We start from the raw sequence: 21,775 nt of genomic DNA on the forward strand, positions 1-21,775 counted from the left end.
GAAGTGCTTTTGTTTTATGCATGTCGTTGTCCCAAAACCGCTGCGCACTTTTGGGCGACATGCATTATGAGCGGCGGGATATGAAAGGGATAAAAATGACGATTGCGAAGGAAACGGCCGGGCTTCTGGCGAAACTGGGCGTTGCCGAGGGCGCGCTTACGGGCGGCGATCTTATCGTGCGCAGCCCGGTGACCGGCGAGCAGATCGCCGCGCTGAAGACCATCTCGCCGGCCGATGCGGCAACGACCATCGACAATGCCCACGAAGCTTTCCTGGCGTGGCGGCAGGTGCCAGCTCCCAAGCGTGGAGAGCTGGTGCGGCTGCTCGGCGAAGAGTTGCGCACACACAAGGCCGAGCTTGGCCGGTTGGTATCGATCGAAGTTGGCAAGATCCCATCCGAGGGTCTTGGCGAAGTGCAGGAAATGCTCGACATCTGCGATTTCGCCGTCGGTCTTTCTCGGCAATTGTACGGCCTGACCATCGCCACCGAGCGTCCCGGCCATCGCATGATGGAAACCTGGCATCCGCTCGGCGTGGTCGGCGTCATTTCGGCCTTCAACTTTCCGGTGGCGGTATGGTCGTGGAACGCGGCACTTGCGCTGGTCTGCGGCGACGCGGTTGTGTGGAAGCCGTCTGAGAAGACGCCGCTGACGGCGCTCGCCTGCGAAGCGATCTTCAAGCGCGCGGCAAAGCGTTTCGGCGATGCGCCGGAAGGGCTGGCGCCGGTGCTGATCGGTGATCGCGCCGTCGGAGAGATCATGGTGGACCATCCGAAGGTGCCGCTGGTTTCGGCCACCGGCTCGACCCGCATGGGCCGGGATGTCGGTCCGCGTCTGGCGAAACGCTTCGCGCGTGCCGTGCTGGAGCTCGGCGGCAACAATGCCGGCATCGTCTGCCCGACGGCCGATCTCGACATGGCGCTGCGTGCCATCGCCTTCGGCGCCATGGGCACGGCCGGTCAGCGCTGCACGACGCTCAGGCGCCTGTTCGTGCATGACAGCGTCTATGATGCCTTGGTTCCGCGCCTGAAGAAAGCCTATGAGAGCGTCTCGGTCGGCAATCCGCTGGAGACCAGTGCTCTCGTCGGCCCGCTGATCGACAAGGCTGCCTACGAGAACATGCAGAAGGCGCTGGAGGAGGCGGCTTCGAATGGCGGCACGACAACCGGCGGAATGCGGGTCGAGAACGGCCAGCCTGAGGCTTACTACGTGCGTCCGGCGCTGGTCGAAATGCCGCGGCAGGTTTCGCCGGTGACGGAGGAGACCTTCGCGCCGATCCTTTATGTGATGAAATATTCTGACTTCGACGCCGTGCTCGACGAGCACAATGCGGTGGGAGCGGGGCTGTCGTCGTCGATCTTCACCCGCGACCTGCAGGAATCCGAGCGCTTTCTCGGCGTCGACGGCTCGGATTGCGGCATCGCCAACGTCAATATCGGCACATCCGGGGCCGAGATCGGTGGCGCCTTCGGTGGCGAGAAGGAAACCGGCGGCGGCCGCGAGAGCGGTTCCGATGCCTGGAAGGCCTATATGCGGCGCGCCACCAATACGGTGAACTATTCCAAGGCGCTGCCGCTTGCGCAGGGCGTGTCGTTCGACATCGACTAAGAAGGCCTTGTCGTGGCGGGGCCAAAGCCCCCCCCCCCCCCTTAAAGTGACGCGTGAGCCGTCCCCCCAAGATACAAAACAGTTATCGAAGGCTGCATCGATGATGGCGAGCTTGACCGCCTGGGCGGTCATGTATTCCTGGTAGAACTCGCTCGACAACCACATGACCGAATGACCGCGCTGGCCCAGCCAGCCGATGCTGCCGAGTTCCTCGGCATCGCGCAATTTGCGTGACAAATGGGTCCGGGAAAGCTTGAGCCAGTTCGCGAAATCTCCGATCGAGACGACACCGGTCGGAATCCGGTCCAGGCCGGCATGATCGGGATCGACGCCGGATATCAGCCAATCCATGACGATGCCGCCATTGTCGAGCCAGGTGAACAACGAAAAGGTCTGTCTCGGCTCCCGCACGGCATGCGACGAAAGCAGGCCGTCGGCCACCAGCGGCTGCAGTTTGGCGAGCACGTCCGGATGTGCGACGAATGCAGCCAGTCGAGATCCATTGTCCAGGCTGTCCAGCGTTTTCAGATGAGCCATGAACCAGCCGGCGACCTTCTCCAGAGTGCCCGCGGTTGGCTCAAAGGGGCGGATGCGCCCGTATTTGATCGGCAGATGCCGGATGAAACCGTAATGCAGCATCTCCTTCAGGAAGGCGTCGGCGGTGTTGCGGCTGGCTACCGAATGCTGGTGGATGTCGCCCATGAACCGTGCAGACGTAAGTCCCTTGCGATGATCGTCCGGCTCTCGATCGAAATACAAGGCAAGGCCGATATGGGCCATCAGCCAACGCTGTTGCGTGGCGAACACGGAAGCCAGCCGCGGGTTCGCTTCATAGGTCTCGAGCAGCGTCCGGGATTGAGCCTGGACATGGCGACGCAATGCCGAATGGCCGGCAATGTTTTCAGAATCCAGCGCCATCCCCGCCGAGCCCAACCAAACTTTGCAACCGGAAATACCGGTCACAATTTCAGCCTTCGCCGGTCGTGTCCAGAGCCGCCGAACCGGGATACAAGCTGAATTCCGCCCGGATAACTAGCTGAATTCCCCGAGATGGTCGCCGATGACCCCGCTCTCGCGAGGCGCTGATCTCGCTGCAGAAGGCTGGCCTGCTCGAACCCACCAATGGGGCTTCGCCTGTCCAGCCCGTGCTCCCGTCGATGGCCAAGCGGAACCAACACAAGTTTTGCTCGTTGATGAGCGCCGATTGGACTGAGACAGTGAGGAACTACAATATGGAGAATGGCCTTTTCGCCACGCCGCCTGCAGCTTTCCGGCAAACAGAGTCGGTCTGGCTACGGGCGCTCAAGTGGCTGTTGCGCCGAGTGCGCAGCGCCTCCGACAGCTCGGGAACCATGTTGAAGCCAATCCTTTCCGGACCCGAGGATGATAGCGGGCCCACTCCGCCTCGACGCGCTTGAGGCCGATCGCGCTGCGATCTTGACGCCAAAAATGACCGCTCACATATCTTTTTAGGGCCGGCGCCGACGGCCATGCGGTGGATGACCGCTGCGGAGGCCGGACGCGGCGGCGTGTCCGCCTGACCCAGCGAGGGCGGCATCATGCCGCTGCCGTCCGTCGTTGCGCCGACCCGGACCCGGACACAGCCGGTTGCGGCGCAACGCCGGGAACCATCGGGCATGCTTGGCTATTAGATACAGGCGGCTGCTGGTCTGCCGGGCCAGGAGCCATTGCTTATGATCATCGATCCTCCACCGAAAAGTGCTATCCCGGCATCCGTTCCGTCGGTCGATCCAAAAGCCGCCCCGACGCCTCGCAATGCCGAAGCGGAGGTCTTTTATATCGAAGCGATCCGCGAACTTGTCGCGACCGGCATCCCCTTTCTAGTCGCCGGCACCTATGCCGTAAGCGCCTATACCGGGATCACCCGCCTGACCAAGGATCTCGACATTTTCTGCAAGGCCGGCGACTGCCCGCGCATCCTCGCCCATTTCAAGCGCATCGGCTACGCCGTCGTGGTCGAGGACGACCGGTGGCTCGGCAAAGTGTTCAAGGGCACGCATTTTTTCGACGTCATTTTCGTCTCGATGAACGGCACAATGCCTGTCGACGACCAGTGGCTGGAGCACGCACGTCAGGGCGAATTGCTGGGCAGCCAGGTGCGGATTATCGGTCCCACCGAGCTTATCTGGTCCAAATGTTTCATCCAGGACCGGGGCCGCCACGATGGCGCCGACATCTCGCACACCATCCTCAAGGCGCACGACCAGATCGACTGGCAAAGGCTGCTTTCCTACATGGAAGTTCATTGGGAAGTTCTGCTGATGCATCTCTTGAACTTCCGATGGATCTATCCGTCGGAGCGGGGCCGCGTGCCCGCCTGGCTGCTCGACGAGCTGCTTGACCGGCTGGCCAAGCAGCGCGAATTGCCACCTTCCCGGATGAAAATCTGCCGTGGGCGCATGCTTTCACGAACCGACTATGAGATCGACGTCAAGGACTGGGGCTTTGCCGACGTCGGCGGTGAAGGAGAACATAGCAATGGCTGACGAGCTCGAAACTGCTTCGCCGAAGGCGGAAAACGGCAGCGCACTCAAAGTCGCCGCCATTGGCGATCTGCATGTCGGCAAGGAGGACCGGGCCTCGTACCGCGATCTTTTCGGCGAGATGTCGCGTGAAGCCCAGGTTCTCGTGCTGACGGGCGACCTTACCAATCTCGGCAAGCCTCGGGAGGCCGAAATCCTTGCCGAGGAACTGCGTGCCTGCACGATCCCGGTCGTCGCCGTACTTGGCAATCACGACTATGAGTCAGGCGCCGTCGAGCAGGTCTCCGACATTCTGCGCCAGGCGGGCGTTCACCTGCTCGACGGCGAGGCGACAGAGATTCACGAGGTCGGGTTCGTTGGGGTCAAGGGTTTCGTTGGCGGTTTTGGGTCGCGCATGCTCGGCTCCTTCGGCGAACCGGCGATCAAGTCAATGGTGGCGGAAAGCGTGAACGAAGCGATGCGGCTTGAAAACGCGATGCGGCAGGTCCGCGCCAAACGCACGCTTGTCGTTCTGCACTACGCGCCTGTCGTCGAGACGGTCGTAGGCGAGCCGCTGGAGATCTTCCCGTTTCTCGGTTCATCGCGCCTGGCCGAGACAATAGACCGGTTCCAGGTCAGCGCGGTGGTGCATGGTCATGCGCATCGCGGCGCCTACGAGGGCCGCACGCCGGGCGGGGCGCCGGTCTATAACGTTGCCATGCATGTCGCCAAGCCGACCGGCCGTCCCTACGCCATGCTCGAAATCTGACAGGCGCCGCCACTGGCGCAAGCAATCGCCAGTACACACTGCAGAACGATCACAGCAATTGCCGGCGGAAAGACGTCCGCTTCGGTGGAATGTCGTTTTCATCCGGATTGGGAACGGGGTCCTCGTCGGGGAGCCTGTCGGGATCCGGCTCACGCACGGGCTTGGGATCGGGGATAGGAGGCGGCGGCACCGGGGTCGGTATCGGCTCGGGTGTGGGAATAGTGGCCATCGTAATCATCTCCTCTTGGCGCAGAACAACGCAATGGGCCAGCTGGTTCCCGCCTTCCTCGTTTTGGAAACCACACCGTCTTGCCTGCGGGTCAGCCCATCTCCGGATTCGCCTGGCTGCTGCCCGACTTGCGCGACCGCAGCAGCAGCGCAATCGGAACGAACAGGGCGGTTGCCACCGCGCAGTAACGGAAGACATCGACATAGGCGAGCAGCGTGGCCTGGCGGGCGATCAACTGGCCGAGCCAGCCAATCGCCTGCTGCTTCGCCTCGACCATCGCCGAACCATGGGCGACGAAATGCTCGGTCGCCTGCCGAAGCACCTGCTGATAGGCGGGCGACGATTGCACGGTGTGGCCGACCAGATTCGATTGATGGATTTGGGAGCTTTGCGCAATAACGGTGTTGGACAGCGACACGCCGATGCTGCCGCCGATATTGCGTGCAACGTTGATCAGCGCCGATGCCTGGTTGGTCTGTTGCGGGGGCAGGCCGACATAGGCCGCGGTTGAAATGGGAATGAACAGGAACGGCAGCCCGACCATCAGGAAGACACGGGCAAAGGCAAAGAAGCGGAAGCTGGCGTCCGGGGTAAGTGAGGTCATGTGCCAAAGGGCGACTGCGACCACCGACATGCCCATCATGATCAGGTATTTGGGCTGCACGATGCTGCCTACAAATCCGGACACCGGCATCAAGATCAGCATGGCGATGCCGCCCGGCATCATCGAAAGGCCCGAGAGCGTCGCGGTGTAGGCAAATGTCGTCTGCTGCAGCTGCGGCACGATCTGGGTGGTGCTGAACAGGATAGCACCGACCGCCATCATAACCAGGAAGGCCGTGCCGAACTGGCGAGTGAACAATAGGCGCATGTCGACGACCGGATCGCTGCGGCTGATTTCCCATGGGATGAGCAGCAGGAACGCGATCGCGGAAATCACTGCGAAAGTCGTAATGAAATTCGAGGCGAACCAGTCGTAGCGTTGGCCTCGGTCGAGGAAGATCTCCAGGCATCCCAATGCCGTCGCCACCAGGATGAACCCGACCCCGTCGATCTTCAGGCCGCCTTTCAGCCGTTCCTTGCGTTCGCGTTCGAGTACGTCCGGTTCGACCAACAGCCATTGCACCAGTGCCAGCGACAGGATGCCGAACGGCACGTTGATGAAGAAGATCCAGTGCCAGGAGAAATGGTCCGTCAGCCAGCCGCCGATCGTCGGCCCGACCGTCGGCGCGACGATGACGGCAATGCCGTAAAGCGCGAAGGCTTGCGAGCGCTTTTCCGGCGGAAAGGTGTCGGCAAGGATCGATTGCTCGCTTGGCGCCATGCCGCCGCCGCCGAGGCCCTGAAGGATCCTGAACAGGATAAGCAGTTCCAGGTTGGGCGCCAGTCCGCACAGCAGCGAGGCGACGGTGAAGATCGCCACGCAGAGCATGTAGTAGCGCTTGCGGCCGACAACGCTTGCCAGCCAGCCGCTGACCGGGATGATCACCGAGTTGGCAACGAGATAGGTGGTAATGACCCAGGTGCTTTCGTCCATTCCGGCCGCCAGGCTCCCGGCGATGTTGCGCAGGGCGACATTGGCGATCGAGGTGTCCAGCACCAACATGAAAGTGGCGATGGAAACGACGACGGCGATGAGCCAGGGATTGTGCGTCCCGGCGGCAGACCGGCTTTCGCCGTGATTTCTGGCGGCTTCGCCGCTCATCGCACCTTGACCGTCGGCACCACCGACAGACCTGGGCCAAGAAGCATATCGGGCGGCTTGTCGAAGACGATCTTGACCGGTACGCGCTGCACCACCTTGACGTAGTTGCCGGTGGCGTTTTCGGCCGGCAGGAGGCTGAAGGCGGTGCCGCTGCCGGCCTGGATGCTGTCGACGCGGCCATGGAAGGACTTGTCCGGGTAGGCGTCGATGTCGATGTCGACCGGCTGTCCGGGCCGCATCAGGTCGAGCTGCGTCTCCTTGAAGTTGGCCTTCACCCAGACCTCGTCGGGAACGAACATCATCAATACCTGGCCGGGTTGGGCGTAGGTGCCGTCAGCGGCCGAAATGCTCGTTGCACGCCCGGCGACCGGTGCTGTGATGGTCGTGCGCGACAGCGTCGTGCGGGCTTGATCCTGGCTGGCCTTGGCCTGCTCAAGCTGCGCCTCGGCGCTCCTGGCCTGTGCCTGCAAGACCGAAACCTGGCTTTTTGCCGAGGCGACATTGGCCTCGGCGCTGTCCAGCGCGGCCTGGTCCTGACGCAGCGTCGATGCCGCCTGCTGCGCCTGCTGCTGCGTTGCCGTGCCCCTGGCCAGGAGTTCGCGATTGCGCTGATCCTCGGCCTTAGCGAAATCCAGCGCTGCCTTGGCCTGTGCAACCTGCCTCTGCGCGGCGTTCACCTTTGCGTTTTGAGCCTCGATCTGGGCGGTGACATTGACGATTTCGGCCTCGGCCGCGGCGACGCCGGCATCGGCCTGCTTCAGGTTTGCCTGATAATCGCTGTCATCGATGCGCAGGAGGACATCGCCCGCCTGCACGTGCTGATTGTCGGTAACCGCCAGCTCGGTGATGCGGCCGGCGATTTGGGCGCCGATCGTCACCGTGCGGGCGTCGATGAAGGCGTCGTCGGTCGATTCGTACTGGCCGGCGTTCAGCCACCAGATCACGACGCCTGCCGCGACGAGCAACAGCGCAAGCGCGACCGCTGCCGTCGCATAGGGATGGCGCTTGGGAAAGCCGAGCAGACCGGCCTTTCGTTGCGAGGCATCCCCGTCGGGCTTTTCCTGCCGGGGCCCTGCCGATCGCTCACGAGATTCTCGAACCCGGGCCGGTTGCTCCCGAGTTTCATTTACAGGCTCGACGTCTTGTTCGACGCTTTGAGGCTTCGTGTCCAACGGAATGGCTTTCAAGATTGATATTGCAGCCGCCGGAGCGGACGCAAAGCCAAACGGCAAGCTTCCGCAAAAGTTCCTGTCCGGAATGGGTTCGGTTAACGGGTCGACATCGAACCCACCGAGCGGCGCGGGCGCGTTGGAACTCGAGCACCGCTTCACCGTATGCTTCATGTTGCGGCGGTCCGGCCTTGTCAGCGCTCCACGGCGCGATAATTGCTCATAAAGGCGTGGGCAATTTCACCTGTCGACAGGAGCCGACCATGAAACATCAAACACTCGACCAACTGCATGCCGTCGCGGAAGTTGAGTCCTTCGCGGCGTATCCGGCGATGACTCGAAACCAGCGGATTGAACGTTGGGCAGAACTTCTCGAGCAAAACCCGACGCGATGCCTTGGAGCGCTTCCGGGCACCGAATATATGAACAGGGAAGCGCGTGACAGATCGCGTGGCGCTGGGACGCCGCTCACTGTCGCTTTCGAGGATCCGGTTCTGCGTGCCATGGGCCTGAATGACGATACCTATGGTGAGGCAAAGCGCTTCTTCGAACTGAGCGACCGGCAGTTGCACCAAATCGTCTGCCATTGCCATGTCGGTGCTACGATGCAAGCGCGATGGGCCGCTGCCAGGGTGCGCGGGATAGTCCGCGGCAACAGATTTGTTGCCTGGATGAAGGGGTTGATCGTGCATTGACGCGGTACGAGGAACGGCGGAACACGCGTTCTTTCCGCGCCGTGGAGAGCGCTTCCGAATCTGGAAGGGCTCGTGCGCCGTCGGGCCGCACAGATTGTGAAACTCCTCGACGCTTGGCTGCGCTTTGTCGCGGCCATGCGTCTGTTTGCGATGTGAGAATTTGAGCTGACCCGCGGCAATTGAGCCTTCATCCGACGGGCTTTCGAGCGCCGTTCAGGCATGCGCGATCTGGCTAAGGACGAAACAATCCTGCGATCGCGGAAGATTCTTCGATCCGCTCTAGCGGTCGATCTCTCCAAACACAATGTCGAGCGAGCCGATGATCGCGGCAACATCGGCGATCATATGGCCTCGGGACAGGAAATCCATCGCCTGCAGGTGGGCGAAGGAAGGTGCGCGGATCTTGCATCGGTAGGGAATGTTGCCTCCGTCCGATACGAGATAGACGCCGAACTCGCCTTTCGGCGCCTCGACGGCGGCATAGACTTCACCGCGCGGCACGCGAATGCCTTCGGTATAAAGTTTGAAGTGATGGATCGTCGCTTCCATCGAGCGCTTCATTGTAGCACGCGGCGGCGGCGTGATCTTGCTGTTCGGGATCGCGACCGGCCCCTGGCCTTCGGGCGAGCGCAACTTTTCCAGGCATTGCCGCATGATCCGGACCGACTGGCGCATTTCCTCCATGCGTACGAGATAGCGGTCGTAGCAGTCGCCATGCTTGCCGACCGGTATATCGAAATCCATCTCCGAGTAGCATTCGTATGGCTGCGCCTTGCGCAGATCCCATGAGGCGCCCGATCCGCGCACCATCACGCCGGAAAAGCCCCAGGCCCAGGCATCATCGAGGCCGATCACGCCGACATCGACATTGCGCTGCTTGAAAATGCGGTTGTCGGTCAACAGCCCTTCGAGATTGTCGCAGACCTTGAGGAACGGATCGCAGAAATTCCAGATGTCGTCGAGGAGCTCCGGCGGCAGATCCTGATGCACGCCGCCGACCCTGAAATAATTCGCGTGCATGCGGGCGCCGGACGCGCGCTCATAAAAGACCATCAGCTTCTCGCGCTCGGCGAAACCCCAGAGCGGCGGCGTCAGCGCGCCGATGTCCATGGCCTGCGTGGTGACGTTGAGGAGGTGCGACAGGAGCCGGCCTATCTCGCAGAAAAGCACGCGGATGAGCTGCCCGCGTTTCGGAACCGATATTTCGAGGAGCTTCTCGGCGGCGAGACAGAATGCGTGCTCCTGGTTCATCGGCGCGACGTAGTCGAGCCGGTCGAAATAGGGCAGAGCCTGCAGGTAGTTCTTGTACTCGATGAGCTTTTCGGTGCCGCGATGCAGCAAGCCAATGTGAGGATCGGCGCGCTCCACGATTTCGCCGTCGAGTTCGAGCACCAGCCGCAGGACGCCGTGAGCAGAGGGATGTTGCGGCCCGAAATTAATGGTGAAGTTGCGAACCGCAGCCTCGGCCATGACAGTCCTCCGCAATTAGGCGGGTTTGTCCGCGTTCAGCCGCTCATGTCGTCGTCTGGATGATCAGCGTCAGCGTGCCGTCGCCGTCGATATTGGCCGCCACGACCTGCGTGGAATTAAGGCCGTTCGCCGCCAGTGCTGATGCTGCCTGCGGTGATGCGTCGATCGAACTTTGCAGGATACGCAAATCCTCGGCGCTGGTCTGGGTGACCACAGCCTCCGCCTGTGCCTTGATTTCAGGAGGCAGATCCTCCATCGCCACGATCGTCACAGCGGTGAAATTCTGGGCGGAGAAGGCTTGGTCCGGTGTAGCCTGGTCGGGCGTGGCCCCTTCGGGCGTGGCTTGCTCGGGCAGGGTTTGCGGGGCCGTCGGCGGGACAGGGGCAAGCTCTGGTCCCACGGATTGCGCGTAGACCGGCGAGGCAAGGGCCAGTGCCGAAAGTGTGGCAATTGTCGTCGATAGGCGCATGACCTTTCCTTCCGTTTTGCTCAGGGGATGATCATTTCGGTGACGACACAACCATCGTGCCGAAATATGGTTCCGTCACGGAGATGGCCGTCTTGCCGAAAAGCCGTGATTGTCGCGGAAGCAGAGCGCGAAATCCGGCGTTGGCTGTCTCAGGCGGCGGCGTGGCTGCGATGCGGCTGCGGCCAGCGCTGCAATGCTTCGCGGCCCAGATCGGTCAATTCGTAGACCCCGCGGTCGGCGCGCGCGAACCAGCGATACACGTTGTGCAGCAGGATCTTGGGCGCGTTCGGCAGGTTGGGCTTCAAGTCACGCGGCCGTTGTGGGCCATCGGCGAGTGCTGCGGCGCACGCGAGCGCCTGCTGGCGATAGGCGGTCATGATCGGCGCACGCGAGCCGCCGCCGGCGACAGGATCGCCCTGCCGGCGCCGATGTTCGTCGACCAGCTTCGAGCGACGCCGGGGATCCCGACGCGGAGCCAATGCCGTCGGGCTGAGCAGCACCTGAACCTCGCCGTTCGCGTGCACGCCAAGCAGGCCAAAGCCGAGGCGACGGCAGAGATTCCGGTACCTCACATCGCTCTCACGGCCCTTGCCGCGGACCGACATGCGGGCTGCGAGCCAGACCTCGTCGCTCGCCGCCATACGGTCGACGCCCTGGAGCACGAGCTCGAGATTGAACTTCAGTTTCAGCTCGCAGATGACGACGATCGGTGGAGAGTCGGCGCTCAGCGCCAGCAGATCGCAGCCGCCGATCTCGCCCTTGACCATAAATCCCAAGCCTTCGAGGAAGGTCTTGACCGGGCTGTAGAGTGAGGTCTCGAGCATTGGCCTTCGTCCGTTGCGAATCATCCTGCCCTATTGGCGGTTCAGCGCGATGATCGCTCTTTGCCGTTGAACAGGAGGTAAACGACGGCCAAACCTAAGCGATTGCTGCGGCTCGCCGGTGGGGCAGAGCCGCGCCACGGGCGCTTGCCAATTTGGTATGCTGGTATAATATGTACCTGAGATAGCGTGCTCCACGTAGCTGCGCTGTGCTCGACATGACAGACTGAGCCGATCGTGTTTTTGGGAGGAATACCATGAGATTTGCAACTGTGGCGGCGCTTGCCGGCGCCGCGCTGGCCAGCGCGGCGGTGCTGCCGGCAATGGCGTCTCCGGACGCGCCGGTCATCGCGCTCGCCAACGCCTATTACGGCAACACCTGGCGCCACCAGATGGTCGAGGCTTTCGAAGCCTCGGCCAAGGAGGCGAAGGCGGCCGGTCAGATCGCCGACTACATCATCATGAATGGCGACGGCTCCGTGGCGCAGCAAAACAGCCAGATCGCCGAGCTGATCCTCAAGAAGGTCGATGTGCTGGCCGTCGACGCAGCCTCGGAAACCGCAGTCAACGGCGTCATCCAGAAGGCCTGCGCCGCCGGCATTATCGTCATTTCCTTCGATTCGGTCGCGTCGGCGCCCTGCAACTACCAGCTCAATTTCGACTTCAAGGGCTACAAGGCAGCCCAGGCCGAGGCCGTCATCAAGATGCTCGGCGGCAAGGGCAACATCCTGCAGGTACGTGGCGTGAAAGGCTCCGCGCCGGATAACGACATGTACAATTCGCAGCAGTCGGTGCTGGCGAAATACCCCGAAATCAAGGTGCTTGCGACGGTCTACGGCCAAGCGACCGCCTCGGTCGCGCAAGCGGCGATCGCCAACGTGCTGCCCAGCCTGCCGCATGTCGACGCGGTGCTGGCACAAGGCGGCAGCGACGACGTCGGCATCGCCCAGGCCTTCGTCCAGTATGGCGGCGAATATGAAGGCAAGATGCCGATCATCGAGGGCGGCGGCGGCACCGACTTCGTCAAATGGTGGGCCGAAGAAAACGCCAAGAACGGCTACAAGACCGTCTCGATGAACACCACGCCGGGCATTGGCGGCGCAGCGTTCTGGCTCGGCCTGTCGCTTCTGAAGGGAGCCGAAGCGCCCAAGCTGATGATCATGCCGGTGGCGACGGTCGACGCCGGCAACCTCAAGGACTACGCGAAGCTGCCGGGCGGCCAGATCATCAGCCCGAGCTATTCGCTGGACTGGGTCAAGGAAAATCTCCTGACCAAGAAATGAGGCGGCCACGCTTCACTTCGGCCGGGCGCCGCCTCGACGGATCACGCCCGGCAACCGCTATCGAAGAAACAGAGACGAGAATGTCCCATCTTGCCCTTGCCGACCCGGGAGATGCCGCGTTTGCGGGGCAGGTGATGCCTGTCCGGCAAAGCGTGGTTTCGCTCAGGCAGATAAGCAAGAGCTTCGGACCGACACTCGCAAATGCGGACATCGATCTCTCCGTCTCGGCCGGGGACGTGATCGGGCTGGTCGGCGGTAACGGTGCTGGAAAATCGACGCTGATGCGCATCCTGTGCGGTGCCATGTGGCCGACGCTGGGCTCGATCTCGTTCGGCGGCGAAGTGGTGAGTTTCAGCGACTACGACACGGGAGAGGCGCAAAAGCGTGGCATCCGCATGGTGCACCAGGAACTGTCGCTGTGCGCCAACCTGTCTGTCGCCGAGAACTTCTTCCTGGAAACACCTGCGGATGCGGCGAGCCGGCCTGGCTGGAGAACGCTTTACAAGGCTCGGGCCCGTTCGGCGCTCGACGCGGTCTTTCCAGGGAACGGCATCGATGCAGATGCCGAAATCGGCCATCTCTCCATTGCCGAACGGCAAATGGTGGAGATTGCGCGCGCGGCGGCAACGCCCGGCGTGAGGCTCATTGTCCTCGACGAGCCGACATCTTCCCTCGACCTCGATCGTTCGAGGCAGCTCAGGGCTTTCATCCGTGAGCGAGCGAAATCGGGGTTGGCGTTCATCTTCATCAGCCACAAGCTTCAGGAAATCATCGACATCGCCACGCAGATCGTGGTGCTGCGCAACGGCCGCACTGCTTGGCATGGCCCTGTCGCGGATGCGTCGATCGGAAAGCTGGTGCAGCTTATGGGCGGCGACGCCAATCCGGTCCATCAGCACGCCGTCGCAGCCGCTTCCAGCGCGGATGTGCTGGTGCAACTCTCCGGTACGCTGACGTCCGAACTTGGCCGCGACATCGACATTGTTCGCGGCGAGATCGTCGGCCTGGCCGGTCTCGAGGGCAGCGGCCAGAAGGAGCTGCTGCACGCGATCTTCAAACCGGATCGCAAACAGGGCGCGGCAGTCATAAGACATGCCGACGCCGGTTTCATAGCAGGAGACCGCCAGAAGGAAGGCGTGTTTCCCTTGTGGAGCGTGCTGTCGAACATCAGCATCGGCGCCCTTGCCCGCCGCCCGGTGTTGGGCCTTGTTTCCGATCGCGTCAACCACGATGCGGCCGTTAGCGCAGCCGGCCGGCTGCGGCTCGATGACAGACGTTTCAATTCGAACATCACGGAGCTAAGCGGCGGCAATCAGCAAAAGGCGCTGGTTGCGCGGGCACTGGTCGCCGAGACGCCGATCATCCTTCTCGATGACCCGACGCGCGGCGTCGATATCGCCACCAAGCAAGATTTCTACCGGCTCTGTAACGAGATTGCGCGCAGCGGACGGACGCTGGTCTGGCACACGACTGAGGACGCCGAACTGCTGGCCTGCGATCGCGTGCTGGTCTTTGCCTGCGGACGGATCGTTCGGGAGCTGGCCGGCGATGCGATCACCGAGAAAGCCATCGTCGGCGCGTCCTTCGCCCAGCCAGCGGACCGGCTCGCCGGCACTCTCCGAGGGGATGGGCCTGCGGCCAGATTTGCCCGGCGGCTGATGAATGCGGCGCCTTTTATCGGCCTTGCCGTCGTGCTGGCCGTCATGATCTGGGCCAATCCGGCGGTCGCCTCGGTTTTCGGCCTAGACCTGCTTCTGTTGCCGGCGCTGTCGCTGGTGCTGGTGACGGCGGCGCAGATGTTCGTTGTCGGAGGCAGCGAAATCGACCTCGGCGTCGGTGCCTTCGCCGGCCTTGTCAGCGTGCTCAGCGCCACGCTGCTCTATGACCGGCCATGGCTTGGCGCCCTGGCGCTGATGGCGGCAGTCGCCGCCTATGCCGGACTTGGCGGCTTGATCCAGGCGCGAAAGATTCCGGCGATCGTCGTTACGCTCGGCGCATCGTTCATCTGGATGGGCCTTGGCTATTCGCTGCAGCCGACGCCCGGCGGCGCCAGTCCCGAATGGCTGTCGGCCCTCGTCAACTGGTCACTGGGGTCCGTGCCAACATCCATCATCCTCATCGGCATCGTTGCGCTGATCGCGTTCGTTATTGACCGATTGCCGCTCGGCGTGGTGCTGCGCGGCTTCGGCAACAATCCGACCGCCATGATTCGCTCCGGCTGGTCGCCGACGTGCTATGCTTTGGTGCGCTATCTGGTGTCGGGGCTGTTCGCCGCAGCCGCCGGCCTGTCGCTGACCGCGATCAACACGGCGAGCGACATCAATTCCGGCAACTCGTTCACGCTGCTCAGCGTCGCGGCCGTGGTCATGGGCGGCTGTGCCTTGCTGGGTGGTGTCATCTCGCCGCTCGGTGCCGTTGTCAGTGCCGTCACCCTGTCGCTGATCGGGGCGCTGCTCGGCACGCTGAACGTCAGCAGCGATTTCAATGCCGCGACGCAAGGACTGATCCTCATAGCACTGCTGACGCTGCGCAGCCTGACGGCCGACCGCAGGAGCGAACAATGAATGCGCTGAACGCGTTCAGCATCTGGGCGCAGAGGAACCGCTGGATCTGGTCGGCGATTGGCGTGCTTTTGTTGTGGCTCGTACTGTCGGCGGTCACCAACCGGTTCAGCCTGTTCAGCCTGTCGGGCATCCTGCTTTCGGCCTCCTTCCTGACGGTCGCCGGTATCGGCCAGATGTTCGTGGTGACGACCGGGCGCGGCAATATCGATCTGTCGGTCGCCTCGGTGATTACGCTCAGCGCCTTCGTCGCGCTGCTCACCATCAAAGGCCAGGACGCCAATCTTGCCATTGGCGTCCTTGTCGCAATCGTGCTTGGCCTCGCGGTCGGTGCGCTCAACGCGCTGCTCGTCGTCAGGCTGGGCATACCAGCGATCATCGCCACACTGGCGACCGGCTATGTGCTGGCGACAGCGACGCTGCTGTCCAACCGGGCGATAACAGGATTCGCCGTCAGCCCGACGCTCAAACATCTGGCCACGGGCCGCGTCGCGGGCGTGCCGATCATGACCGTCATCGCAATCCTGGGGGTGGCGGCCGCGTCCTTCGTGCTGCGCTACACGGTGTTCGGGCAGCTGTTGTCGGCGGTCGGCCAGAACCGGACCGCGGCGCGGCTGGCGGCCATCCGCAACGGTCCGGTGATCGCATCGGCGTTCATCATCTCATCGGTGCTGGCGGCGCTCGATGGCCTGCTGCTCGGGGCCTATATCGGCGGCGCCTTCCTCGAGATGGGCCAGCCTTATCTGCTGCAGTCGATCGCCGCGGTGGTGCTGGGCGGGACGCTCATCTTCGGCGGCTCGGCGACCGCGATCGGCACCCTGTTTGCCAGCATTCTTCTGATCCTGATCGTCACCACCATGCAGATCATCGGCCTGCCTCCCGGTGCCCAGGACATCGTCCAGGGCATCGTCGTCATCTTCGTGCTCGCCCTTGCCGGGCGGCAGGCGTTGGCGAGGCGACCCTCCGTCGAACCCGCAAGCAACGACGACGGAGCGCTGGCCAGGGATGGGCCAAGCTGAGCGGCGGCTCCCGCCTGTCTAATCCGCCAACCGGCGGCAGTGTGCATACAAGGTCAATAGGATGACGATCGGCAGAGCCGTCGTTGGAAATCAGGAGTAACGGACAATGACAACGATTGCGCTGTTTGGTGCCGGCGGCAAAATGGGTTACCGCCTGTCGACCAATTTTCGCGGATCTCCCTATACGATACGCCATGTCGAGGTCAGCGACGCCGGTCGCGAGCGGCTGAAATCGGATCTCGGCATCGACGCGGTCAGTGCCGATGAGGCGCTTGATGGCGCCGATGTGGTGATCCTGGCGGTGCCGGACACGCATATCGGCAAGGTCGCGGCGAGCATCGAGAGCAAGCTTGCCGCCGGCACCATGGTCGTCGTGCTCGACGCCGCAGCACCTTTCGCCGGCCACCTGCCGAAGCGGCCGGACCTGACCTATTTCGTCACCCACCCGTGCCATCCGCCGATCTTCAACGACGAGACCGACATGGCGGCCAAGAAGGACTATTTCGGCGGCGTCAAGGCCAAGCAACACATGGTCAGCGCCTTGATGCAGGGACCCGAGGAAGATTTCGCCAAGGGTGAAGCAATCGCCAAGATCATCTGGGCCCCGGTCATGCGCTCGCATCGCGTCACGGTCGATCAGATGGCACTGCTCGAGCCCGGCCTTTCGGAAACGGTATGCGCTTCACTGCTCGTCGTTATGAAAGAGGCCGTCGACGAAGTCGTGGCGCGCGGGGTCGACAGGCAGGCGGCGCTCGACTTCCTGCTTGGCCATATGAACGTGCTTGGCGCCGTCATCTTCGGCGAGACCAAAGGCGTGTTCTCCGACGCCTGCAACAAGGCGATAGAGTTCGGCAAGCCGGTGCTGATGCGCGATGACTGGAAGCGGGTGTTCGAGCCGGAGGAGATTGCTGCGAGCATTCAGCGCATCACTTGAGGGTGCCGACGCGTCTTCCGGGACATGTCACCTGAAATTGTCATTGACTCATCATACCAGTTGGCTTAGCTGTTCGATGGCTCGGACCATCAAGCTTCGCAGCAAGCTCAGGGCCTGGACGAGTGGAGGATAGCGGGGAAGCGATCCGTCGAGGTGAAGCCGGCAAAAGGCTTATGAATCTGACGCGATCCGCGATCTGCGCTGGCCAACGAATTGAATGCATACAGCCTTGGGATCAAGGCACGGGTTTTCAACGGGAGGAATACATGAAACTGACACGCAGAATGACGCTTGCGGCTTTTGCCGGCATGCTGGCGCTTGGCACCGCCGCACCCGCCTACGCGGCGGATCTGATCGCCATCATCACGCCCTCGCACGACAATCCGTTCTTCAAGGCGGAAGCCGTCGGTGCGGAAGCCAAGGCCAAGGAACTCGGTTACGAAGCGCTGGTGCTCGTCCATGACGACGACGCCAACAAGCAGTCCGAGCTGATCGACACGGCGATCGGCCGCGGCGCCAAGGCGATCATCCTTGACAATGCCGGCGCCGACGCCACCGTCGCTGCCATGCAGAAGGCCAAGGATGCGGGTGTTCCCTCATTCCTGATCGATCGCGAGATCAATGCCACCGGCGTCGCCGTGGCGCAGATCGTCTCCAACAATTATCAGGGCGCCCAGCTCGGCGCGCAGGAATTCGTCAAGCTGATGGGCGAGAAGGGCAATTTCGTCGAGCTCGTCGGCAAGGAATCCGACACCAATGCCGGCATCCGCTCCAAGGGTTACCACGACGTCATCGACGACTATCCGGACCTGAAGATGGTGGCGCAGCAGTCGGCCAATTGGAGCCAGACCGAGGCCTACTCCAAGATGGAATCGATCCTCCAGGCCAATCCGGACATCAAGGGCGTGATCTCCGGCAACGACACGATGGCGATGGGCGCCTATGCAGCACTTGCCGCTGCCGGTCGCAAGGACGTCATCGTCGTCGGCTTCGACGGGTCGAACGACGTGCGCGACTCGATCACCTCCGGCGGCATCAAGGCGACGGTCCTGCAGCCGGCCTTCGCGCAGGCGCAGATGGCGGTCGAGCAGGCCAACGACTTCATCAAGAACAAGAAGTCTCCACCTGAGGAAAAGCAGCTGATGGACTGCGTCCTGGTCAATGGCGACAATGCCGCCAAGCTGGAGACGTTCGCGCTCACCAACTGAGCCGGCGTAACATCAAGCAGCAAGGGACGAGCCTTCGGTTCGTCCCTTGCTTCCATTTCCCTGGGTGCTCCTGACCGCCATGCCGAACGAGCCGACATGTTCAACAAGCTGACCCGGCCGATCCTTGTCGCGTCGTTCCTTGCAGCAATAGTCAGCCTGACCGCCTGCAAGATCCTGCCGACGCCGTCAGGCGATACCAGCGGCAATGCCACGGGCTTCAATCCCGACAAGATGGTCGAGGACATCTGGGCGGCGAAAGTGATACCCTATCTGCAGCAGAAGGCCGGGCCGTTTCCCGAGGTTCATGCTTTGGCGAAGACCGATCCCGCCGCTGCCGGTGCCAAATACGGCAATCCGAATAAGCAGGCGAATTCGCCATGGACCTTCGCCGTCCGGCTCGAGGGCAAGGTCGTTGCAGCCAATACACAGTCACGCGCGGCGACGATGGACGTCGATGCCGACGGCGACGGCAAGGCGGATGCGCGGGTGCAGATCGGCCCCGCCATGCGTGGGACCGCGCTGCGCGACAGCCTCGACTTCATTCAATTCAACGATTTCACCAACCAGATCGACTTCGCCCAATTCGGCAAGGCCTTCAACGCCTACGCGGACAAGACCGTGCTTTCCAAGCTGCCGCGCGAGGCACTCGAGGGCCGAAGCGTCAAGATCCTCGGCGCCTATACGCCAGGCAGTGGCCAGGACCTGCCGCTGGTGACGCCGGCGGAGGCAGAGATCGGGCCGAAGCCATGACCGGCGATCAAGACGTCATCCTGAAGCTGGAGGATGTCTCGAAAGTGTATTCGGGCACCGTCGCGGTCAAACGTGCGAATTTTGAGGTGCGCAAGGGCGCGGTCAACGTGCTGGTCGGCGAAAACGGAGCCGGCAAATCGACGCTGATGAAGATCATCGCCGGTGTCGAGCAGCCGACCCTCGGGCGCATTCTGCTGGACGGTGAAGAGGTCTCCTTCTCCTCATCCGGGGACGCGGTGAACCGCGGCATCGGCATGGTGTTCCAGGAGCTCAACCTGTTCGGCAACCTGACTGTCGCCGAAAACATTTTCGCGACCCGCGAAATCACCAACCGCTTCCGCAAGATCGACCGCCGGGAGCAGGAGCGCCGCGCGGCGGAATTCCTGGAACGCCTGGAAGCCGGCATCCGGCCGGACATGCTGGTCGAGGATCTGCGCATCGGCCAGCAGCAGCTGGTCGAGATCGCCAAAGCGGTTTCGCTCGATGCGCGCATCCTGATCATGGATGAACCGACCTCGGCGCTCAGCGCGGCGGAGGTCGAGATCCTGTTCAAGGTGATTGCCGACCTCAAGGCGCGCGGCGTCGCAATCGTCTACATCTCGCACCGGCTCGAGGAACTGATCCGCATCGGCGACACCATCACCGTGCTGCGCGATGGGCGTATCACCGGCCAGGCGGAGATGAAAGACGTCAACACGCAGTGGATCGTGCGGCAGATGATCGGCTCCGACGCCAAGGACTTCGCCAAAGCCGATGGCCATGTGCCGGGCGAAGAGATATTCCGCGCCGAGGACATTTGCCTGCCGCGCGCCACCGGCGGACTTGCGGTCGACCATGTCTCGCTTTCGCTGCGCGCCGGCGAGATTCTCGGCATCTACGGCCTGATGGGAGCCGGACGCAGCGAGCTGTTCGACTGCATCATGGGCCGCCACGGCCATTCGACCGGAACGATATTCATCACCGGCAAGAAGGTGCACGAGCGGGACACGACGCGGCGCATCCGGCGCGGCCTGGCGCTGATCCCCGAAGACCGCCAGCGCGAAGGGCTGGTGTCGATCCTCTCCGTCGCCAGCAATCTGACGCTGGCAAGCCTGTCCCGGTTCGTGCGTCTATTCCACATTCGCGGTGCCGCCGAAAGACAGGCGGTGGCCCAGACGGTACGCGAACTGGCGATCAAGGTCGCCGACCCGGCGCAGGAAGTCTCGTCGCTATCGGGCGGCAACCAGCAGAAGGTGGTCATCGGCAAGGCGCTGCTCACCGGGCCGAAGGTGCTGCTGATGGATGAGCCCAGCCGTGGCATCGACGTCGGCGCCAAGGCCGACGTTTTCCGCACCATGCGCAAGCTGTCGCGCGACGGCTTGGGGATCCTGTTTGCCACCTCGGATCTTGATGAGGTGATGGCGTTGTCCGACCGGATCGCGGTGATGAGCAATGGAAAATTGACCGGCATGTTCGATCGCGCCGAGGCGACTGAGGCGGCCCTTGTCGCTGCCTCGGCGCTCGGCCACGGACCGGTCCCGCATGGAGAGCAAGGCGCATGACTGACATTCCGGCCAAGGCGGCGGTCACCCCCATGTCGAGCGGCTCGGTCCTGTTGACGCTGATGAAGGCGAGGACGTTCATCGCGCTGATCGCGGTGCTGTTATTCTTCTCGATCGCTGCACCCAATTTTCTGTCGGCCGCCAACCTTATCCTGATGTCGAAGCACGTTGCGCTGAATGCATTTCTGGCAATGGGCATGACCTTCGTCATCATCACCGGCGGCATCGACCTGTCGGTCGGCTCGATCGTTGGGCTGTGCGGCATGGTGGCCGGCTATCTCGTGCTGAACGGCATCGACCTGCAGGTCGGCTATACCATCTATTTCAACGTCTTCGAGATCGCGCTGATCACGCTTGCCGTCGGCATATTGATCGGCGCCGTCAACGGCTTGCTGATCACCAGGCTTAACGTTGCGCCGTTCATCGCCACGCTCGGCGTGCTCTATGTCGCGCGCGGCCTGGCGCTGCTGTCGTCGGACGGGCGCACCTTCCCCAATCTCATTGGCAAGCCGGAGCTCGGCACCACCGGATTCGGCTTTCTCGGCGCCGGCCGGTTGCTCGGCCTGCCGGTCGCATTGTGGATTTTGCTCGTTGTTGCGCTAGGGGCGGCCTATCTCGCCAAATACACCCCGCTCGGCCGTCACATCTTCGCGGTCGGCGGCAACGAACGGGCGGCGCGAATTTCGGGCGTCCGCGTCAACATGGTGAAGATGTTCGTCTACATGTTCTCTGGCTTCTGCGCCGCGATCGTCGGGCTGATCATCTCGTCCGAGCTGATGGCGTCGCATCCGGCGACCGGCGAGAGCTTCGAGCTGAACGCCATTGCCGCGGCGGTGCTCGGCGGCACCTCGATGTCGGGCGGCCGCGGCACGATCGGCGGCACCATTGTCGGTGCCTTCGTCATCGGCATCCTTTCCGACGGGCTGGTGATGATGGGGGTGAGCTCGTTCTGGCAGATGGTGATCAAGGGCCTCGTTATCATCGTCGCCGTCGTCGTCGACCAGGCGCAACGCCGACTGCAGAGCCGTGTCACGCTGATGCAGATGGCAAAGGCAGGCTGAC

18 protein-coding genes and 1 pseudogene are annotated in these 21,775 nt (G+C 62.7%); 12 read left to right on the forward strand and 7 right to left on the reverse strand.

Annotation, left to right across the window (positions count from 1 at the left end):
• Positions 1–95 precede the first annotated feature (95 nt).
• Complete coding sequence (gene amaB / locus NKJ08_RS13685; protein ID WP_352524536.1) at positions 96–1,607, forward strand: L-piperidine-6-carboxylate dehydrogenase; 1,512 nt, start codon at positions 96–98, stop codon at positions 1,605–1,607.
• 75 nt (positions 1,608–1,682) lie between these two features.
• Here the strand turns inward: amaB and NKJ08_RS13690 are convergent.
• Positions 1,683–2,525: pseudogene (locus NKJ08_RS13690) on the reverse strand (hypothetical protein); the annotation flags it as partial.
• Positions 2,526–3,301: 776 nt separating this feature from the next.
• On the opposite strand from NKJ08_RS13690, the gene NKJ08_RS13695 reads away from it, so the two are divergent.
• Together NKJ08_RS13695 and NKJ08_RS13700 are read left to right on the forward strand one after the other, a co-directional pair.
• Entirely contained in the window at positions 3,302–4,114 is an 813-nt protein-coding gene (locus NKJ08_RS13695; protein ID WP_352524534.1) for a hypothetical protein, read from the forward strand.
• The gene (locus tag NKJ08_RS13700) at positions 4,107–4,859 is read left to right on the forward strand and encodes a metallophosphoesterase family protein (RefSeq protein ID WP_352524533.1); all 753 of its coding nucleotides are present in this window, start codon (positions 4,107–4,109) and stop codon (positions 4,857–4,859) included. The genes NKJ08_RS13695 and NKJ08_RS13700 overlap by 8 nt, the downstream gene beginning before the upstream one ends.
• A gap of 49 nt (positions 4,860–4,908) precedes the next feature.
• Here the strand turns inward: NKJ08_RS13700 and NKJ08_RS13705 are convergent, their stop codons facing one another.
• From NKJ08_RS13705 to NKJ08_RS13715, 3 genes are all read right to left on the reverse strand, one after another.
• Positions 4,909–5,088, reverse strand: coding sequence for a hypothetical protein (locus tag NKJ08_RS13705; protein ID WP_352524531.1), 180 nt, complete (start codon positions 5,086–5,088; stop codon positions 4,909–4,911).
• Between the two features lie 91 nt (positions 5,089–5,179).
• Entirely contained in the window at positions 5,180–6,793 is a 1,614-nt protein-coding gene (locus tag NKJ08_RS13710) for a DHA2 family efflux MFS transporter permease subunit (RefSeq protein WP_352524530.1), read from the reverse strand.
• Complete coding sequence (locus NKJ08_RS13715; protein WP_352524529.1) at positions 6,790–7,965, reverse strand: HlyD family secretion protein; 1,176 nt, start codon at positions 7,963–7,965, stop codon at positions 6,790–6,792. The genes NKJ08_RS13710 and NKJ08_RS13715 overlap by 4 nt, the downstream gene beginning before the upstream one ends.
• A 260-nt stretch (positions 7,966–8,225) precedes the next feature.
• Between NKJ08_RS13715 and NKJ08_RS13720 the strand changes: the two genes are divergently transcribed.
• The gene (locus NKJ08_RS13720; protein WP_352465792.1) at positions 8,226–8,657 is read left to right on the forward strand and encodes a hypothetical protein; all 432 of its coding nucleotides are present in this window, start codon (positions 8,226–8,228) and stop codon (positions 8,655–8,657) included.
• A gap of 279 nt (positions 8,658–8,936) precedes the next feature.
• On the opposite strand, the gene NKJ08_RS13725 is transcribed toward NKJ08_RS13720, so the two are convergent.
• The 3 genes from NKJ08_RS13725 to NKJ08_RS13735 all read right to left on the reverse strand — a co-directional run bounded on the left by NKJ08_RS13725 (position 8,937) and on the right by NKJ08_RS13735 (position 11,420).
• Positions 8,937–10,127: an NADH-quinone oxidoreductase subunit D gene (locus NKJ08_RS13725; protein ID WP_352524528.1), complete on the reverse strand. Its 1,191-nt coding sequence runs from the start codon at positions 10,125–10,127 to the stop codon at positions 8,937–8,939.
• Positions 10,128–10,170: 43 nt separating this feature from the next.
• Complete coding sequence (locus tag NKJ08_RS13730; RefSeq protein ID WP_352524527.1) at positions 10,171–10,596, reverse strand: hypothetical protein; 426 nt, start codon at positions 10,594–10,596, stop codon at positions 10,171–10,173.
• 149 nt (positions 10,597–10,745) lie between these two features.
• Positions 10,746–11,420 carry a DUF2161 domain-containing phosphodiesterase gene (locus tag NKJ08_RS13735; RefSeq protein WP_352524525.1) on the reverse strand — a complete coding sequence of 225 codons (675 nt, stop codon included), beginning with the start codon at positions 11,418–11,420 and terminating at the stop codon, positions 10,746–10,748.
• 254 nt (positions 11,421–11,674) lie between these two features.
• Between NKJ08_RS13735 and NKJ08_RS13740 the strand changes: the two genes are divergently transcribed.
• From NKJ08_RS13740 to NKJ08_RS13775, 8 genes are all read left to right on the forward strand, one after another.
• Positions 11,675–12,700 carry an ABC transporter substrate-binding protein gene (locus tag NKJ08_RS13740; protein ID WP_352524523.1) on the forward strand — a complete coding sequence of 342 codons (1,026 nt, stop codon included), beginning with the start codon at positions 11,675–11,677 and terminating at the stop codon, positions 12,698–12,700.
• Positions 12,701–12,780: 80 nt separating this feature from the next.
• On the forward strand, positions 12,781–15,264 hold the full coding sequence (locus NKJ08_RS13745; protein WP_352524522.1) for an ATP-binding cassette domain-containing protein: 2,484 nt from the start codon (positions 12,781–12,783) through the stop codon (positions 15,262–15,264).
• On the forward strand, positions 15,261–16,280 hold the full coding sequence (locus NKJ08_RS13750; RefSeq protein ID WP_352524521.1) for an ABC transporter permease: 1,020 nt from the start codon (positions 15,261–15,263) through the stop codon (positions 16,278–16,280). The genes NKJ08_RS13745 and NKJ08_RS13750 overlap by 4 nt, the downstream gene beginning before the upstream one ends.
• Positions 16,281–16,386: 106 nt before the next feature.
• Positions 16,387–17,214: a phosphogluconate dehydrogenase C-terminal domain-containing protein gene (locus NKJ08_RS13755; RefSeq protein ID WP_352524519.1), complete on the forward strand. Its 828-nt coding sequence runs from the start codon at positions 16,387–16,389 to the stop codon at positions 17,212–17,214.
• Between the two features lie 266 nt (positions 17,215–17,480).
• Entirely contained in the window at positions 17,481–18,422 is a 942-nt protein-coding gene (locus NKJ08_RS13760; protein ID WP_352776753.1) for a D-ribose ABC transporter substrate-binding protein, read from the forward strand.
• Positions 18,423–18,518: 96 nt separating this feature from the next.
• Positions 18,519–19,172, forward strand: a complete 654-nt coding sequence (locus NKJ08_RS13765; protein WP_352524516.1) for a DUF2291 family protein — start codon at positions 18,519–18,521, stop codon at positions 19,170–19,172.
• Positions 19,169–20,713 carry a sugar ABC transporter ATP-binding protein gene (locus tag NKJ08_RS13770; RefSeq protein ID WP_352524515.1) on the forward strand — a complete coding sequence of 515 codons (1,545 nt, stop codon included), beginning with the start codon at positions 19,169–19,171 and terminating at the stop codon, positions 20,711–20,713. Before NKJ08_RS13765 ends, NKJ08_RS13770 begins: the two co-directional genes overlap by 4 nt.
• Complete coding sequence (locus tag NKJ08_RS13775; RefSeq protein WP_352524514.1) at positions 20,710–21,774, forward strand: ABC transporter permease; 1,065 nt, start codon at positions 20,710–20,712, stop codon at positions 21,772–21,774. The genes NKJ08_RS13770 and NKJ08_RS13775 overlap by 4 nt, the downstream gene beginning before the upstream one ends.
• The last annotated feature ends 1 nt before the right edge of the window (position 21,775 follow it).

The organism is Mesorhizobium sp. M0244 (assembly GCF_040321795.1).
Classification (GTDB): domain Bacteria; phylum Pseudomonadota; class Alphaproteobacteria; order Rhizobiales; family Rhizobiaceae; genus Mesorhizobium.